This is a genomic window from Flavobacterium sp. ACN6 (genome assembly GCF_002304005.1).
GTDB lineage: Bacteria > Bacteroidota > Bacteroidia > Flavobacteriales > Flavobacteriaceae > Flavobacterium.
Genome location: NZ_MRCQ01000007.1, coordinates 52,336 through 69,056, shown reverse-complemented (window position 1 = coordinate 69,056; position 16,721 = coordinate 52,336). Strand labels below are relative to the sequence as shown.

The 16,721-nt window shown below is 32.3% G+C and carries 14 protein-coding genes; 6 read left to right on the top strand and 8 right to left on the bottom strand.

The genetic code is table 11. The features are described from left to right. Positions 1-81 precede the first annotated feature (81 nt). From clpX to BSF42_RS12260, 5 genes are all read right to left on the bottom strand, one after another. Positions 82-1,314, bottom strand: coding sequence for an ATP-dependent Clp protease ATP-binding subunit ClpX (gene clpX / locus BSF42_RS12280; RefSeq protein WP_095953395.1), 1,233 nt, complete (start codon positions 1,312-1,314; stop codon positions 82-84). 164 nt (positions 1,315-1,478) lie between these two features. After that, positions 1,479-2,153, bottom strand: a complete 675-nt coding sequence (clpP, locus tag BSF42_RS12275; protein ID WP_095953394.1) for an ATP-dependent Clp endopeptidase proteolytic subunit ClpP — start codon at positions 2,151-2,153, stop codon at positions 1,479-1,481. Between the two features lie 337 nt (positions 2,154-2,490). Further along, complete coding sequence (locus tag BSF42_RS12270) at positions 2,491-3,813, bottom strand: trigger factor (protein WP_095953393.1); 1,323 nt, start codon at positions 3,811-3,813, stop codon at positions 2,491-2,493. Between the two features lie 113 nt (positions 3,814-3,926). Then, a complete protein-coding gene (locus BSF42_RS12265) occupies positions 3,927-4,271 on the bottom strand; it encodes a phage holin family protein (RefSeq protein WP_095953392.1) in 345 nt (114 codons plus the stop codon). Between the two features lie 55 nt (positions 4,272-4,326). Beyond that, positions 4,327-5,091, bottom strand: a complete 765-nt coding sequence (locus BSF42_RS12260) for an alpha/beta fold hydrolase (protein ID WP_095953391.1) — start codon at positions 5,089-5,091, stop codon at positions 4,327-4,329. Between the two features lie 209 nt (positions 5,092-5,300). Between BSF42_RS12260 and BSF42_RS12255 the strand changes: the two genes are divergently transcribed. Next, positions 5,301-6,683 carry a hypothetical protein gene (locus tag BSF42_RS12255; protein ID WP_095953390.1) on the top strand — a complete coding sequence of 461 codons (1,383 nt, stop codon included), beginning with the start codon at positions 5,301-5,303 and terminating at the stop codon, positions 6,681-6,683. Positions 6,684-6,736: 53 nt separating this feature from the next. Here the strand turns inward: BSF42_RS12255 and BSF42_RS12250 are convergent, their stop codons facing one another. From BSF42_RS12250 to BSF42_RS12240, 3 genes are all read right to left on the bottom strand, one after another. Beyond that, a complete protein-coding gene (locus BSF42_RS12250) occupies positions 6,737-7,591 on the bottom strand; it encodes a DUF4249 domain-containing protein (RefSeq protein WP_095953389.1) in 855 nt (284 codons plus the stop codon). Positions 7,592-7,596: 5 nt separating this feature from the next. After that, positions 7,597-9,870 (bottom strand): TonB-dependent siderophore receptor, encoded by a 2,274-nt coding sequence (locus BSF42_RS12245; protein WP_095953388.1) that lies wholly within the window; start codon positions 9,868-9,870, stop codon positions 7,597-7,599. Between the two features lie 77 nt (positions 9,871-9,947). Next, positions 9,948-10,661 (bottom strand): pyridoxine 5'-phosphate synthase, encoded by a 714-nt coding sequence (locus BSF42_RS12240; RefSeq protein ID WP_095953387.1) that lies wholly within the window; start codon positions 10,659-10,661, stop codon positions 9,948-9,950. Between the two features lie 115 nt (positions 10,662-10,776). Here BSF42_RS12240 and BSF42_RS12235 point away from each other — a divergent pair, with 115 nt between their 5' ends. The 5 genes from BSF42_RS12235 to BSF42_RS12215 all read left to right on the top strand — a co-directional run bounded on the left by BSF42_RS12235 (position 10,777) and on the right by BSF42_RS12215 (position 16,695). After that, entirely contained in the window at positions 10,777-11,436 is a 660-nt protein-coding gene (locus tag BSF42_RS12235; RefSeq protein ID WP_095953386.1) for a CBS domain-containing protein, read from the top strand. An 89-nt stretch (positions 11,437-11,525) separates the two neighbouring features. Continuing rightward, positions 11,526-12,410 carry an NAD kinase gene (locus BSF42_RS12230; protein WP_095953385.1) on the top strand — a complete coding sequence of 295 codons (885 nt, stop codon included), beginning with the start codon at positions 11,526-11,528 and terminating at the stop codon, positions 12,408-12,410. A 173-nt stretch (positions 12,411-12,583) separates the two neighbouring features. Beyond that, entirely contained in the window at positions 12,584-13,273 is a 690-nt protein-coding gene (locus tag BSF42_RS12225) for a DUF6089 family protein (RefSeq protein WP_095953384.1), read from the top strand. Between the two features lies 1 nt (position 13,274). Beyond that, complete coding sequence (locus BSF42_RS12220; RefSeq protein ID WP_095953574.1) at positions 13,275-14,015, top strand: isoprenyl transferase; 741 nt, start codon at positions 13,275-13,277, stop codon at positions 14,013-14,015. Further along, on the top strand, positions 13,948-16,695 hold the full coding sequence (locus BSF42_RS12215) for an outer membrane protein assembly factor (RefSeq protein WP_095953383.1): 2,748 nt from the start codon (positions 13,948-13,950) through the stop codon (positions 16,693-16,695). The genes BSF42_RS12220 and BSF42_RS12215 overlap by 68 nt, the downstream gene beginning before the upstream one ends. Positions 16,696-16,721: the final 26 nt, after the last annotated feature.

The window sequence follows — 16,721 nt, the reverse complement described above, 5'->3', positions numbered from 1 at the left end:
AAAAAACCTACGTATAATCCGTAGGTTTAAATGGTAAACTTTGGCAAAGTTTTAAACTTTGCCAAAGTGATATTATAAGATTTAAGAAGCAATTTCCATGCGCTTCAATAAATTTTTACTCAAAGTATGCTCTGCGTATTCTTTGTCAATTGTCAGTGTTGTATCATCTGAAGTTGGCAATTCATACATTGCATCTGTTAGGATTGCTTCACATAAAGAACGTAATCCACGTGCCCCTAATTTGTATTCTAATGCTTTATCAACAATAAAATCTAAAGCTTCGTCTGTAATCGTAAATTCAACATCATCCATTAAAAATAATTTCTGATATTGTTTTATTAATGCATTTTTAGGCTGTGTTAAAATGGCACGAAGTGTTTCTTTATCCAAAGGATCCATATGCGTTAAAACTGGTAAACGACCAATAATTTCTGGAATCAAACCAAAATCTTTAATGTCTTTTGGAATGATATATTGCAGTAAATTGTCCTTATCAATATTATCTACATTTTTAGAAGTGGAATAACCAACTGCCTGACGGTTTAAACGTTTTGAAATAATACGTTCTACTCCATCAAAAGCTCCACCAGCGATAAATAAGATATTTTGAGTATTTACCTCAACAAATTTTTGATCTGGGTGCTTACGTCCTCCTTTTGGCGGTACGTTTACAACAGTTCCTTCTAATAATTTCAATAATGCCTGCTGTACACCTTCTCCAGAAACGTCACGCGTTATTGACGGATTATCACTCTTGCGGGCAATTTTATCAATCTCATCGATAAATACGATTCCTCTTTCTGCTTTGGCTACATCGTAATCAGCAGCTTGAAGTAAACGGGTTAAGATACTTTCAACATCTTCTCCCACATAACCAGCTTCTGTTAATACAGTTGCATCAACAATTGCCAAAGGAACGTCTAACATCTTCGCAATTGTTTTTGCTACTAATGTTTTTCCAGTTCCGGTTTGACCAACCATAATGATGTTACTTTTTTCAATCTCTACTTCATCGTCCAATTGCTGCTGCATTAAACGTTTGTAGTGATTGTAAACCGCAACCGACATTACTTTTTTAGTTTGGTCTTGACCGATAACATATTGATCTAAGAAAGCTCTAATCTCTTTTGGTTTCTTTAAAATTAAATCTCCAACAAGTTTTGCGCTTCCACTAGACTTTAATTCTTCTAATACAATTCCGTGTGCCTGCTCAATACACTTATCACAAATATGCGCATTGATTCCAGCAATCAATAAATTAGTTTCTGGCTTCTTTCTTCCACAAAACGAACATTCTAATACTACTTTAGCCATTCTTTTTTAGTTACTAAGCTGCAAAGTTACTAAGTTTCTGAGACTTTCAACGAAAACCTCAGAAACTTAGTAACTTCTTAACTTATTTATTTTTGTTCCAAATTTGAAGTTTCAACTTTCAAGTTAACAAAAGCAACCTGAAAACTGAAACTTTAAACTAGTTTTTAACTTCTTCTTAATACTTCATCAATCATTCCGTATTCTTTTGCTTCGTCAGCTTTCATCCAGTAATCACGCTCACTGTCTTTGTGAACTCTTTCGAAAGACTGTCCTGAATGCTGTGAAATGATGTTGTATAATTCATCTTTCAATTTCAACATTTCACGTAAGTTGATTTCCATATCTGTAGCAACACCTTGTGCTCCTCCAGATGGCTGGTGAATCATCACGCGTGAATGAGGAAGAGCCGAACGTTTTCCTTCTGCTCCTGCGCATAATAAAACTGCTCCCATAGAAGCTGCCATTCCTGTACAAATTGTAGCAACATCTGGTTTGATGTACTGCATCGTGTCATAAATTCCTAAACCTGCATAAACACTTCCTCCTGGAGAGTTTAAATAAATTTGAATATCTTTTGATGCATCAGCGCTTTCTAAAAACAACAACTGAGCCTGAACGATATTTGCGATTTGATCGTCGATACCAGTTCCTAAAAAGATAATTCTATCCATCATTAATCTAGAAAACACATCTAATTGCGAAATATTCAATTGACGTTCTTCGATAATATATGGAGTCATATTAGTTGGATTCATCGCTGCAACGATTTTATCGTAATACATTGCGTTTACCCCTTGGTGCTTTGTAGCAAATTTTTTGAATTCTTTACCGTAGTTCATATTTTTAGTTTAAAGTTTGAAAGTCTAAAGTCTGAAAATGACTCAAACGAATGAAACAAAGTTCATACCTTTTTATAAAGGATGCCAATTTGTCTTATTTTAGATTTGTTTCAGGTTTTAAGTTAATTCTGTTTCATGTTTTATGCATAACATATAGAAACTTGAAACTTAAAACAAAATAAACCATGAAACAAAAAGAGCGTCAAAAATATCTTTTTGACGCTCAAATATAACTTTTTTGTCTTTCAGTTTCGGTAATAAAATCTTAAAATTTAAATTAAGCTTACAATGCAGCTTATAGCTTTTGACTTTATAACTTTAGACTTTTAGACTAAATTTATTCTCCGTAAGAAGCAGCAATAAATTCTTCGTAAGTAACTTCTTTAGTTGTTGGATTTGCTTTCTCTTTGAATAAATCTAACAATTTAGCAGCTACAACTTGCTCAGAAAGTCTTTTCACTTCTTCTTGGTTAGATAAAACTCTAGCCACGATTCCTTGAACTTCTTCTTCAGTTGGATTTGTTTGTCCAAATTGAGCCATTTGTTGTCTGATAGCGCCTGAAGTAAACTCTTTCAAATCTTCAAATGTAATTTGAATGTTACTTTGAGCCATCGCTTTTCCTTCGATTAATTGGAAACGTAATCCTTTTTCAGATCTTGCGTATTCCACTTCAGCTTCTTCAGGAGAAAGTTTTTTCTCTCCAACAGTTTGCAACCATTTTTTAAGGAATTCAGCTGGTAAATCAAATTTTGTATTTTCGATCAAGAAATCTTGAACGTCTAATAATAATTTTTGGTCAGCTTGCTGTGCGAATTGAGCTTCAGCATCTTCTTTAATTTTAGCTTTTAAATCTTCTAAAGAAGCAACTTTCCCTTCACCAAAAAGTTTATCGAATAATTCTTGGTTTAATTCTGCTAATTCAGCACCGTTGATTGCTTCGATAGTAAAGTTTACTTCGATATCTAAACCGTGAACATCATCATGAGCTACTTTTAAGTAATCCATTAATTGGTGATCGTCTTCAAATAAACCTTTTGTACTTACTGCAACAACATCCCCAACTTTTTTACCGATGAATTTATCTCCAGCAGCTTTATTGAAAGCAGCTACAGAAATTGTAGTTGTATTGTTGATCCCTTTTTCTTCGTTTGTAAAAGTTCCAGTTAAATCAGAATCAGCTTCAACTTTATCTTGTGGAATTGCTTTTCCGAATTGTTTTTGGATACGCTCTACTTGTCCGTCGATTAATTTATCGTCAGCAGTAACGATATATTTTACGATATCGTTTTTAGCTTCTAAATCAATTTCGAAGTTTGGCACTAAACCAATTTCGTATTCAAAAGTTAATTCTTCAGCATCCCAATCAAAGTTTTCGTTTTCTTTAGCAAGAGGAGTTCCTAAAAGATTTAATCTTTCAGATTGAACAAAACGCTCTAAAGCCAAATCAACAACTTTTTTAACTTCTTCTTGTTTGATAGCTTTTCCATATTGTTTTTCAACAAGGTCTTTAGGAACTTGTCCTTTTCTAAAACCTTTAACGGTAGCCAAAGGCATTTTTTCGTTTATTCTTTTAGCCACTTGACCTTTATAATCCATATGAACAACGTTCAATACAATTGTCTCGTTAACAGCGTCTATTGCTACTCTTTTAATATCCATCGTCTTCTTTAATTTACATAATAAAATTGGGTTGCAAAATTATAAAATTTTTGCAACCCAGCCAAGTTTTTAATTTATTGTATTTGAAGCAGTTTTAATCTGCTAATTTACTTTTATTTATCGTCTCCCAGTATTTTATATGTAATAGATTGCAGAATAGACAGAATAATACTGAAAATTAATGCTGTCCAAAACGAATCGACTGCAAAGCCTCCAACAATATTTGTACACAATAAAATAATTATAGCATTGATTACCAATAAAAACAAGCCCAGTGTGACTAATGTAACCGGCAGGGTTAAAATGACTAAAATAGGTTTGATAAAAATATTCAGCAATCCTAAAACTACCGCAACAATTACAGCTGTACCAAAAGTTGCAACGTGTACACCAGTCAAAATATTCGACAACAACAAAACTAAGGCAGCAGTAACAAGGAGTCTAAGTAATAATTTCATATATTTTCAGGTTTTAAAATTTATTTAAAAGTACTAAAATTTTTATCAAAAGTGATTATTGTTTCAAAAACTCCGTTGTCAATTCGAAAAACATTTTAGGATTTTCAGCATGAAGCCAATGCCCTGCATTTGGAATAGTTTCTAATTTTAAATCTGGAAAATGCTGGCGAATTGAGTCGATATCTGAATCTGGGACATAACCAGAATTGCCGCCACGAATAAATAATGTTGGATGATCAAAAACTAAATTTTCAGCCAAAGGTTTTCCAATTGCATCCAGATTATTATTAAAAGCATCTAAATTAAATCGGAAAGCCAATTGTCCTGGTGTTGCCCAATATAAATTTTTCAATAAAAACTGACGAGTTCCAAAATCAGGAACATATTGAGAAACTATTTCTTCAACATCATTTCGGCTTGGTTTCACCGAAAAATCAACTGCATTTAAACCTGCGAAAATTTCCTGATGGTGCTGTTTATAAAATTTCGGGCCAATATCTGCCACAATTAATTTGTCTACTATTTCTGAATGAGTTGCAGCAAAAAGCATTGCTACTTTACCTCCCATTGAGTGTCCAAGAATATCAATTTTCGTTAGATTGTTTGCTTGACAATATTCATAAACATCCTGCACCATTGCTTCATAGCTCCATTCATCAGAATGAAAGCTGCGACCGTGATTGCGCAAATCTAAAATATGAACTTGAAATCCGGCTTCTACATATTGTCCCGCTAAAGTTTTCCAGTTATCAGACATTCCAAGAAATCCGTGCATGATGATAAATGGTTTTCCTTCGCCTTCTATTTTTGAGTATAACATATTGTATTGATTTTATAAAAATTTAACAAAGGTAAAAACTTATCAGCCCGAAGTAAAGCACATTTTACAGAAAAACACATTTAACAAAAAATAATTTACAATTTTACGTGTTCCCGTAAAGCAATTTCAAACTTAAAATGTATCTTGCGGCTTAGAAAATAAAGTCAGAAAAATCTTTATTTTGAAACCCAATTAAAAATTTTAAAACCATGATTAAAAAATTTCTTTTATTATCAGTAGTTGCTTCTCAACTTATGATTTCATGTTCTAGTGACGACAGCACTGATGAAACTAAACCAGAAACAGAACTAACTATAGAAGAGCAAATTGCTGCCTTACTAAAACAACCTTACTCAAGTCTTACTCCCGCTCAACAAAAAACGAAATTGGAAGCTGAAGCTAACGAAATGCTTGTTCAATTGGATAAAACTAAAAGTTCAGGAGCAATCGAAGCCTTAGAAAATTTAAACAATTTATTACAAGTTAGTAAAATTGATATTTTTGATGGAAAAAATGATAACAAGGTAGAAGACATTTTACAAGTTTCTGGTGTTTATGGTATTTATACTTGGAGTAATACCGCTCAGGCTTGGACTAAAACCGCTTCAAACACAGAATTAAAATTTGTTTTCCCAGCTAAAAGATCTCAAACTGCAAACAACGCTGTTTTTTCTGCTAAAAGTGTTTCCTCTGACATCAAAGTAAAACTTAAAGACTTTAATGGAAATTGGTCATACGATGAACAAACAGAAAAATGGGTATTAAATGATCAAGTAAATGACTATTTTTTCTTACCAACTTCATCAGATGCTGTTCTAACAATTGACAATGCACAAGCAGCTACTTTTGCTCAAACTGCAAAATATTCTAATGGAAAAGAAGTTCCAAATGAATTCGCTTACAAAATGACTTTGAATGACGGTTACACGTGGGAAATGAGCAGTATAAAAGCTATCGAAAACAATGCAAAAGCAGCTCTTACTTATAACGGAAAAACTTTAATTGATTTTAATGGTGGAAGTAATTCTGAAATTGACAAATTATTAGATAATAAAGAGCTTATCCAATACAGAGGAAAAGCAAATGGATTGTTTCAATTAATGGAGAACTTTGTTATTATTGCAGATATGGATTTAGCTGCAGAAGCTGCTGCTAAAGAAGCTTTGTACAAAAACAATACTCGACCTGAATATCTTCAATACGATAATCCAAAAAATGATTACAAAGCGTATTACACTGCTAAGAATGCATATGAGAAAAAAATATCTGAAGGAAATACTGCTAATTTCAACAAAAACATGAAGTTAATTTTGGTTTCCAAAAAAGATGGAACTAAAATAGCAGATCTTGTTCAACATTCAGAAGAAAGTGGCGAGCCATATGTTTTTCATTTACCAATTTGGGATGCTCAAAATAAATACTGGAATAGCTGGAATTCTACTGGAGAATTATTTTCTCAGCCATATTTGGAAGAAGTAATTTACCTAAAATTCAACGATAACACAGAAGTAGAAATGAGCGCTTATTTCTCTGAAGGTTTTGAGAAATTTCAAACTAAATTCGAAGATTTTATTGCAGCTTTCGAAAAATAAGAAAAGCTTAAATTAAATACATTTTAATGCCGATTTGAATATTCAAATCGGCTTTATTTTTTTGGAGGAGTTTTAACAATTATAGTACTTTGCCCATATCCTGCCCAGATACCTATTCCTCCCTTTATATTCGATTTTAAACTTGTGTTTGATGGATAAATAGGATTTTTACTGTTTACTATTTCATTTTGCCAGCTGTTCCAGAAATCTAATACTTCTTTGGTTTGTGTTCGTAATTTTACGTGAATCAAATCTCCATCGGCAAAATAAGGTGTGAATTTTGTTTTTGGAAACAATATAACTCCCCTATTTATTTGAACCGAAACCGAAGAACTTTCGAAATTTCTATCATCTAAATTTCCATAAAATGAAGGCACGAAAATTGGTTCTTCTCCATCAATTTTTGTTGCAATTTGATAGTAGTTTTTTTCAGCTACCGGATCATCAAATTTTACAAAAATATAACCCGTTGTGTCTGCTTCGTTCTTCCTTATATATTCGGCACTTTTCAATTGTACAGATTTAGGAATTGTGGTTACAGCTTCAACAACACGATCTAGATATTCAATTTTAATCGAGTATTCTTTTCCCGATTCTCCTTTTAATGTCGAACCAAAATACACAAATGGAGGAATTCTATTTTTATCGTTTTTAACCCTCAAAACTTCTGAATTCTGTCCATCAGAAATTGTAATTTTAGCAGATCGAATAACATGATTTAAGACATTTGTAGAATCAATAACATCTGTAACGGGAATACTGCTCGATAATAAGACATTAGCAAAATCATCTTCTTCAATCCAGCCCTCAACAACTATTTTTGATTCCAGACTTTTTTGTTCACTAAAATTGTCATTTGAACAACTAATTGCTACCAAACCATAAAGAAACAATAGATATTTTTTCATATTCCTTAAAATTTAAATCTCCAACTAATAGACGGAAGAATTCTATATAAAACTTTCTCTTCTTGCTTTACTACAACTTTGTCTTTATTTTCATTTACCTCGACATCTAAAACAACATAAATTGGGTTTGATATATTAAAAGTATTGTAAATCGAAAGGTTTAAAGCACTTTCTTTCTTCTGTGTTTTTATAAAATAATAGTTTACTGAAAGATCTGTCCGTACATAATTTGGCATTTGCGCATTATTATATCCTGAATATTCTTTCACAGGATTATTATTTATGAAATACCAAGAAGTTGGCATTGTAAATCGATTTCCTGAACCAAATATCTGAGTAACTCCGAAATTCCATTTTGAGTTCAAATCGTACATTCCAACTACAGAAAGATTGTGACGTCTGTCGTATTTTGCAAAATAAGTTTTCCCGTTATTCAATTCAGCAAAATTTCGATCAGACCAGCTTAATGTATAACTCAGCCAGCCGGTAAATTTTCCATTGCTTTTTTTCAGCATCATTTCAAATCCATAAGCTTTTCCTTTTCCTACATACAAATCATTTTTGAGTGTCGTGATTTCGTTAAATTGAGTAATTCCATACGGATATTCAAGAAGGTCTTTCATTGAGCGATAAAATCCTCCAAAAGAAGAAGAAAAATTTCTGGTAATATTTTGATTGGAACCAACAGCAAATTCGTTAGAAGATTGTGGCTTTATCCCATCAGAACTTGCAATCCAAAAATCGGTTGGAATACCAACACTTGAAGTTGTAATCAAACTTAAATATTGATACTGCCTATTATAAGAAGCGTAAAAAGAATAGTTTTCGTTTGCATAGTAATTCACAACAGCTCTTGGTTGAAAATGCAAGTAAGAATCAGATCCAGAAGTGTAATAATTAATTCGAAGACCTAAATCGGCTGTTACATTTTCAAACAACTTCGGTTTTGCACTTGTAAAAAACGAAGCTTCATTCGCATTAATTATCCTTTGAGAAAAATTATCAAGAGTTGTCAGATTTTCTACATTTACTTTTTGAGGCTGCAGACTATGATAAACATATTGAAAGCCAGATTCAAAAGGAACTGAAGCAATCGAAAATCGTACAGCATTTGTAAAACCAAAATCTTTTACAGAAGAAGAAACACCAAATTGAATAGTTGCCTGCTCCATTGTTAAATCATTAGAATAATGACTCAAATATATCGAGTTTGACATATTAACATTAGAAGAAAAAGCCGTTGTTACAGATGGAGACACAGTAAAATTACTCCATTTTAAGTTGGTTCTTAATGCTAGATTTTCATCTTTAATTTTCAATTCGTCTCCGCTAAAAAAAGCATCTAATGAAAATAGATTCCTTTTAGAAATTTGCGATAAAAAAGTAAAATTTGCATCAGAAAAACCATATTTCATATCCTGAACATCATTGTTTTTTGAGCCCGATTTCAATATTGGCCCTACAACTTCATCAATATACGTTTTTCTTCCAGAAATATAGAATCCTGTTTTATCACCAACGGGAACTGCCAATGTTATTTGCGAAGCCAAAATTCCAGCATTTCCTTGAATAGAAAAATTAGATGGTATTTTTTTATTGGTATTTAAAAGCGTTGTAGAACTTAATCGTCCGCTATATTTTGGATTCGAACTTGATTTATCAAATTCCACATCTTTAATATGATCAGTATTGTAAAAAGGAAAGATTCCTAACAAATGAGACATCCCATAAATTGGAGTTTCATTATAGAGAATTGCGTTGTGACCTGGATCGCCGCCTCGCACATAGAGATAGCCGTTTGCATCTCCCGAATTTTGCACTCCAGGAGTCAATTGCAGTAATTTAATAATATCTGTAGTTCCTAACACAGTTGGAACAGCACTCAACTCTTTTAAATTAAAAGAAAGCTTCCCACCAGAAAGTGTTTTGATTCCATTTTTTTTATCATTAGAAATAATAACTTCTTTTAGTTGAGAAATATCTTTGTCTAATATGATCGAAAAAACTGTATCTTTTTGAACATTGCAGTAAATCGTTTTGGATAAAAAGTCTACGTGATTAACCGTAATTTTTAAATTGCCTGAAGAAATACTTTCTGAAAAATTCCCTAAATTATCTGTGACAGCTTGAAAATGATTCTGATTTATCTCAAATGAAACATTTACACCAAGCAGGTTTTGATTTTCAGAAGATCTTACATTTCCTGTTATCTGTAATTTTGACTGTGCAAAAACACTAGAAAAGGATAATAAAAAGAAGAGAATAATAGATTTTGACACTTAATTTTAATAAGAAAAGTGCGAAAGTAAACAATTATAACCCAATTACATCAGGTTATAATTGTTAAATTTTAATCTTATTTCAATTTATTTAAATACATATTAACCACATTATCCAAACCAAGATAAAGTGCTTCTGAAATTAAAGCGTGTCCGATTGAAACTTCCAATAAACCAGGAATATTTTGTTTAAAAAACTGAATATTATCCAGACTTAAATCGTGTCCTGCGTTAATTCCTAATCCTAATTCGTTTGCCAATTCTGCAGCTTTTACATAAGGATCGATTCCGTTTTTGTTTCCCAAATCATATTGGTGTGCAAAAGCTTCGGTATACAATTCGATTCTATCTGTTCCTGTTTTTTTTGCTCCTTCAATAACTTCCAAAACTGGATCTACAAAAATTGAAGTTCTAATTCCGTTTCTTTGAAATTCCTGAATAACTTCTGTCAAATATTCCTGATTTTTAATCGTATCCCAGCCTGCAGATGATGTAATGGCACCAATTGCATCAGGAACCAGCGTAACCTGATCTGGCTTGCATTCTAAAACTAAATCTATAAAATTATGCTGCGGATTTCCTTCAATATTATATTCGGTTGTAACAATTGCTTTTAACTCGCGTGCATCCTGATAACGAATATGGCGTTCATCCGGACGTGGGTGAATCGTAATTCCCTGCCCGCCAAAACGCTGAATATCTGTCGCTACTTTTAATAAATCAGGAACATTTCCGCCTCTTGCATTTCGAAGCGTTGCAATTTTATTGATATTTACACTTAACTTTGTCATATAAATAGATATTTAATTCTAGTAACACTATATTTGTAACGACAAAAATACAAAGTAAAACGCAGCAGTTTTCGGTATTTTTTGATTATTTTGCATCAAATATCTTCGATGATTTATGACAGAAATTACAAACTATATCACAAACGATTTCAGAGCGATTGATAGTCAGGAAACGATAGCCTCGATTCAGGACTTTTTTATCGATGTAAATTTTTCTCATTTTCCCATTTTAGAAGATGGGATTTTTATTGGAAGCATCTCTTCTGAGGATGTAGAAACATTTGACACGGATAAAAAAGCAATTGACTACAAATATACTTTAGAACGTTTTTTTGCCAGAAAATCGATGATCTGGCTTGATGTTCTGGAAGTTTTCGCAAAAAACCACACTAACATAATTCCTATTCTTGATGAAAATAACAGCTACATAGGGTATTATGAAATGGAAGATATAATGAAATTTTTTCAAGAAACTCCATTTTTAAAAGAACCCGGCGCTATTATTATTGTTCAAAAAGGGCTTTTGGACTATTCGATGAGCGAAGTAAATCAAATTGTAGAAAGCAACAATGGTAAAGTTTTAGGCTGTTTTGTTTCTGAAGCTGATTTGGAAAATGTTCAAATTACTGTAAAAATAGGTTTAGGAGCGATCAATGAAATTATTCAAACCTATAGAAGATATGGTTACGAAATTATTTCAGAACATCAGGAAGATACTTATATCAACAGCTTAAAAGAACGCTCCGATTATTTAGACAAATACCTTAATATATAGTTTGTTTGTTGAATCGGTTAATTGTTTAATCGTTTTAACGAAAAGAATTAACGATTAAACAACTAAACAAAAAATCGATTAAAAACCAGATGAAAATAGCCATTTACGGACAATATTATCAAAATAGTACGGAACCTATTATAAAAGACATTTTCTCGTTTTTCAATTCCCATAATGTTGAAATGGTAATTGAAGAAAATTTCCTGAAAATGCTTTATGAAAAGCAGCTTATAAAAAAAGAATACAAAACTTTTTCTCCCAGCACTGCTTTAGATAATAGTTTCGAAATGCTGATTAGTATTGGCGGTGACGGAACCATTTTGAGAGCCGCTGCTTTCGTTCGTAATTCAGGTGTTCCTTTATTAGGTATAAATGCTGGAAGATTGGGATTTCTTGCCAAAGTTCAAAAAGAAAATATTGACAGTTTACTACAATTTGTTATTGATCAGAATTACACCACTTCTGAACGAACTTTATTAGGATTAACTTCTGAGCCGAAAAACGAAGCTTTTGAAGAACTTAATTTTGCCATGAACGAAGTTACTGTCAGCAGAAAAGACACCACTTCGATGATCACTGTTGAAACGTACTTGAACAATGAATATTTAAATTCTTACTGGGCAGACGGATTAATCATTTCTACGCCGACCGGCTCTACTGGATATTCTCTAAGCTGTGGAGGACCAATATTAACTCCAGATGTAAAAAGTTTAGTCATCACGCCAATTGCACCTCATAATTTAACCGCCAGACCACTTGTTATTCCTGACGATACCGAAATTACCCTCCGCGTAACAGGAAGAGAAGATCAATATTTGGTTTCTTTAGATTCCAGAATTTCTTCAGTAAAAAACGAATCTATTTTAAAAATTAAAAAAACAGATTATAAAATAAAAATGGTTGAAATACCAGGCGAAACTTTCTTAAAAACACTTAGAAATAAATTGCTCTGGGGAGAAGATAAAAGAAATTAAACTCTTTTCTGATTCTTCACTATACGATAATACCACATTTTCTCGTTCTGCTTGTAGTGAATCATCATTAAATGGCTCAAAATCATAATGTAAATTGAAAAAAAAGCACATTTAACCAAAGGAACTTTGATTCGTATTGATAATTATTATATTTGCACGCAATTTTGAATTAAATGAAGAAAATTTTTAATTTATTGTTATGTTTTTTCCCCCTTATTACACTTAATGCTCAGATCAATGAGATTGGTGTTTTTCTTGGCGGAAGCAACTTTGTTGGTGATGTCGGAAAAACAACGTACATCGCCCCAGAAAAACCAGCTTTTGGAATTCTTTACAAATGGAACAGAAGTCCGAGACATTCTTGGAGATTTTCTTATACACAATCAAGTGTTATTGGAAACGATTTAAAATCAAGCGAAACAGGCAGAAAACAAAGAGGTTTTCGTTTTGAAAATGATATTAAAGAACTTTCTGCAGGATTAGAGTTCAATTTTTTTGATTTTAATCTGCATGATTACCACACAAAAATTACTCCGTATGTGTATACAGGTTTTAATTTCTTTATCTTCGACAACTTATACCGATACGATACAAGCCCAAACACAATTTACTCTGAAAACTCACACTCTTTTGGTATACCTATTATATTAGGTATAAAATCGAATATAACGCCGCATTTTGTTTTAGGACTTGAAGCTGGAGTGCGTTATACTTTTACAGACAACATTGACGGAAGCAACCCGAATACAGACAATCCGAATATTTTAAAATTTGGAAATTTAAATAATAATGACTGGTATGTTTTTTCAGGTATTACCTTAACCTATACCTTTGGACAAAAACCTTGCTATTGCGCAGAATAAAATGAATTTAATAGAATCGATAGATCACACAAACTTGCCAAAACACCTGGCCATTATTATGGACGGTAACGGACGCTGGGCAAAACAACAAGGCTTCCTGCGTGCGTTTGGACATGAAAACGGCACAAAATCAGTAAAAGAAATAATCAAGACTTCGGCCAAGCTGGGAATTGAATATTTAACGCTGTACGCTTTCTCTACAGAAAATTGGAACCGCCCAAAAATTGAGGTGCAGGCATTGATGAAAATATTGATTAATTCATTAAAAAAAGAGCTTGTTACACTTCAAGAAAACAATATTCGACTTAATGCAATTGGAAATCTTGATAAATTACCAAAAACAGCCCAAAAAGAACTTTTGGATGTTATCGAAAAAACCAAAAACAATTCTCGATTAACTCTTACTCTTGCTTTAAGCTATGGATCTAGAGAGGAGCTGGTAAATGCTGTAAAGGCTATTAGTGATAAAGTTAAAAATAATATAATTTCAATAGACAATATTGACGATTCAATTATAAATGAGCATCTTTACACGCAAAATTTACCAGACGTAGATTTATTAATACGAACAAGTGGAGAACATAGAATAAGTAATTTTTTGCTGTGGCAGATCGCCTACGCAGAATTGTATTTTACTAATGTCTTGTGGCCAGACTTTAAAGACCAAGATTTATATGAGGCTATTATTAGTTATCAAAAAAGAGAACGTAGATTTGGAAAGACCAGTGAACAAATTAAATAATTTTTTAGTGTTGCAAAAAAAAATACAAATAGCCCTTACCCTATTACTTTTGGGTAGTTTTTCACAAGTTAAAGCACAAGAAAGAGTTCCTTTTGATCAAGGAAAAAAATATATTCTGGCCAAAGTTTCCGTTGTTGGTAAAATAAGCTTCAATGAACAGACCGTTGTAACCTTTTCAGGCCTTCAAAAAGGTCAGGAAATCACAGTACCTGGAGAAGAAATTAGTAGTGCAATTAAAAAATTAGGTAAACTAGGCCTTTTTGATGAGATTGCTTTCTATGTTAATAAGGTAGAAAATGATAGTATTTATTTAGATTTAAATATTATCGAACTTCCCAAATTGAACGAAGTTAAATTCGTTGGAGTCAAAAAAAGCAAAGTAGAAGCTTTAATTAAGGATAACAATTTGACAAAAAACAAAATTGTCAATGAAAACTTAATTACTACGACTAAAAACTACATTGAAAACAAATACAAAAAAGAAGGTTTTTATAATACAAAAGTTACTATAACCAATACTCCAGATACTATCAACGGACATCAAGTTAATATGCTTGTTCGAATAGATAAAGGAGATAAAGTAAAAATAAGCAGTATTGACTTTACTGGAAACAAGCAGCTTACAGGAAGCCAGCTTCGTTCTGCAATGAAAGATACCAAACAGAAAAACTTTATCCGTGTCTTTAAAGCTTCTAAATTTATTCCAGAAAAATACAAAACCGACTTAGAAAAAGTTATCGCTTCTTATAAAGAAAAAGGATATCGTGATGCTCGTATTATATACGATTCTGTGAAATATAATAAGGAGAAAAACACGCTTGCCATTAAGATTAATGTAGAAGAAGGAAACAAATACTATTTTGGAAATATTAAGTTCTTAGGAAATACTGTTTATTCAGATCAACTTTTAAGCCGTTATTTAGGAATTAAAAAAGGAGAAACTTACAATGGTGTTTTATTAGAAAAAAGAATCGCTGATAAAACAAAACCAGACGCAGAAGATATTACCAATTTATACCAAAATAATGGTTATTTATTCTCAAATATTAACGCTGTAGAGGTTAAAACTGTTAACGATACAATCGATTTTGAGATTAGAGTTACAGAAGGTCCAATTGCCTATTTCAACAAGATTACAGTTGTTGGAAACGACAAAACAAATGACCATGTTATTTACCGTGAGTTAAGAACAAAACCAGGTGAAAAATATAGTAAAGAACAGTTAGTAAGAACTATTCGTGAAATTGGACAATTAGGTTTCTTCGACCCAGAAGCTATTGATCCAAAATTCAAAAACGTAGATGCTGGAGCAGGAACTGTTGATATCGAATACAATGTTGTAGAAAAAGGATCTAGCCAGGTCGAACTTCAAGGAGGTTACGGCGGTGGTGGTTTCATCGGAACATTAGGACTATCGTTTAACAACTTCTCGGCAAGAAAACTATTTGATAAAGAAGCTTATAAGCCTTTACCAATGGGAGATGGGCAAAAAGTTGCACTTCGTTTACAAGGAAGTACCTATTTCCAAACGTATAGTGTCTCTTTCTCAGAACCTTGGTTTGGAGGAAAGAAACCAGTACAATTTAGTTCATCGATTTCTTACAGTAAGCAATTTCTTAACAATTACATTACTAGAACCGTTGATAGAAACAAAAGTTTTAATATTTTTACAGTACAAGTTGGTTTAGCTAAACGATTAACTGTTCCAGATGACTACTTTGTATTATCACAATCTGTAAGTTATCAGCATTATGATTTGAATAATTATAATACAGGTTTATTTACCTTTGGTAATGGTGCATCTAGAAACTTAGCTTATACGATAGGACTTTCAAGAAGTAATAAAGGGGTAAACCCAATATTCCCAATGTATGGTTCTGAGTTTAGTATTTCTGCTAAGTTTACAGCTCCTTATTCTTTATTTAATGGAGTTGATTACGGAGATTTACAAAACCAAAAAGATTATAAAACACAATATACTGGTACATCAGGAAGTGGTGTAGACGGAAAACCACTTAACAATGGTGATTATGTTAAAACAGAAACAGTAAACGGACAAACTGGTTATGTAAGTGTAGGATCTGATTATTCAAGTGCAGATACAGATATTGCTAAAGTTGATCAGAAAAAATACAATTGGCTGGAGTACTATAAAGTTAAATTTAAAGGAGATTGGTATACTAAAGTTTATGGAAAGTTAGTATTAAGAACATTGACAGAATTTGGTTTCTTAGGTGCTTACAATCAAGATAGAGGTGTAATTCCTTTTGAGCGTTTTTACTTAGGTGGAGATGGTATGGCAAACTACTCAATGGATGGTAGAGAAACTATTCAGTTAAGAGGTTATCCAAATAACTCATTAACCCCTGTTAACTCTGTTGGTGATCCTATTGGAGCAACAATTTATAATAAATTCTCAATGGAGTTACGTTATCCAATTACATTAAAAGCATCTGCTTCTATATATGCTTTAACATTCTTAGAAGCTGGTTCATCATATCCAACATTTAAAGATTACAATCCTTTTGATTTGAATCGTTCTGCTGGTGCTGGTTTACGTGTATTTATGCCTGCTTTTGGATTGTTAGGTATTGACTTTGGTTACGGTTTTGATGCTCTTCCTGGACAAACAAAAGCTAATGGATGGGAAACTCACTTTATTATTGGACAACAATTTTAAAGAAATAACGTTTGGTTAAAAATCAT

Coding starts and splice junctions, on each gene's coding strand:
- clpX (WP_095953395.1), bottom strand. CDS start 1,314: ATGGCTAAAGTAGTATTAGAATGTTCGTTTTGTGGAAGAAAGAAGCCA.
- clpP (WP_095953394.1), bottom strand. CDS start 2,153: ATGAACTACGGTAAAGAATTCAAAAAATTTGCTACAAAGCACCAAGGG.
- BSF42_RS12270 (WP_095953393.1), bottom strand. CDS start 3,813: ATGGATATTAAAAGAGTAGCAATAGACGCTGTTAACGAGACAATTGTA.
- BSF42_RS12265 (WP_095953392.1), bottom strand. CDS start 4,271: ATGAAATTATTACTTAGACTCCTTGTTACTGCTGCCTTAGTTTTGTTG.
- BSF42_RS12260 (WP_095953391.1), bottom strand. CDS start 5,091: ATGTTATACTCAAAAATAGAAGGCGAAGGAAAACCATTTATCATCATG.
- BSF42_RS12255 (WP_095953390.1), top strand. CDS start 5,301: ATGATTAAAAAATTTCTTTTATTATCAGTAGTTGCTTCTCAACTTATG.
- BSF42_RS12250 (WP_095953389.1), bottom strand. CDS start 7,591: ATGAAAAAATATCTATTGTTTCTTTATGGTTTGGTAGCAATTAGTTGT.
- BSF42_RS12240 (WP_095953387.1), bottom strand. CDS start 10,661: ATGACAAAGTTAAGTGTAAATATCAATAAAATTGCAACGCTTCGAAAT.
- BSF42_RS12235 (WP_095953386.1), top strand. CDS start 10,777: ATGACAGAAATTACAAACTATATCACAAACGATTTCAGAGCGATTGAT.
- BSF42_RS12230 (WP_095953385.1), top strand. CDS start 11,526: ATGAAAATAGCCATTTACGGACAATATTATCAAAATAGTACGGAACCT.
- BSF42_RS12225 (WP_095953384.1), top strand. CDS start 12,584: ATGAAGAAAATTTTTAATTTATTGTTATGTTTTTTCCCCCTTATTACA.
- BSF42_RS12220 (WP_095953574.1), top strand. CDS start 13,275: ATGAATTTAATAGAATCGATAGATCACACAAACTTGCCAAAACACCTG.
- BSF42_RS12215 (WP_095953383.1), top strand. CDS start 13,948: ATGAGGCTATTATTAGTTATCAAAAAAGAGAACGTAGATTTGGAAAGA.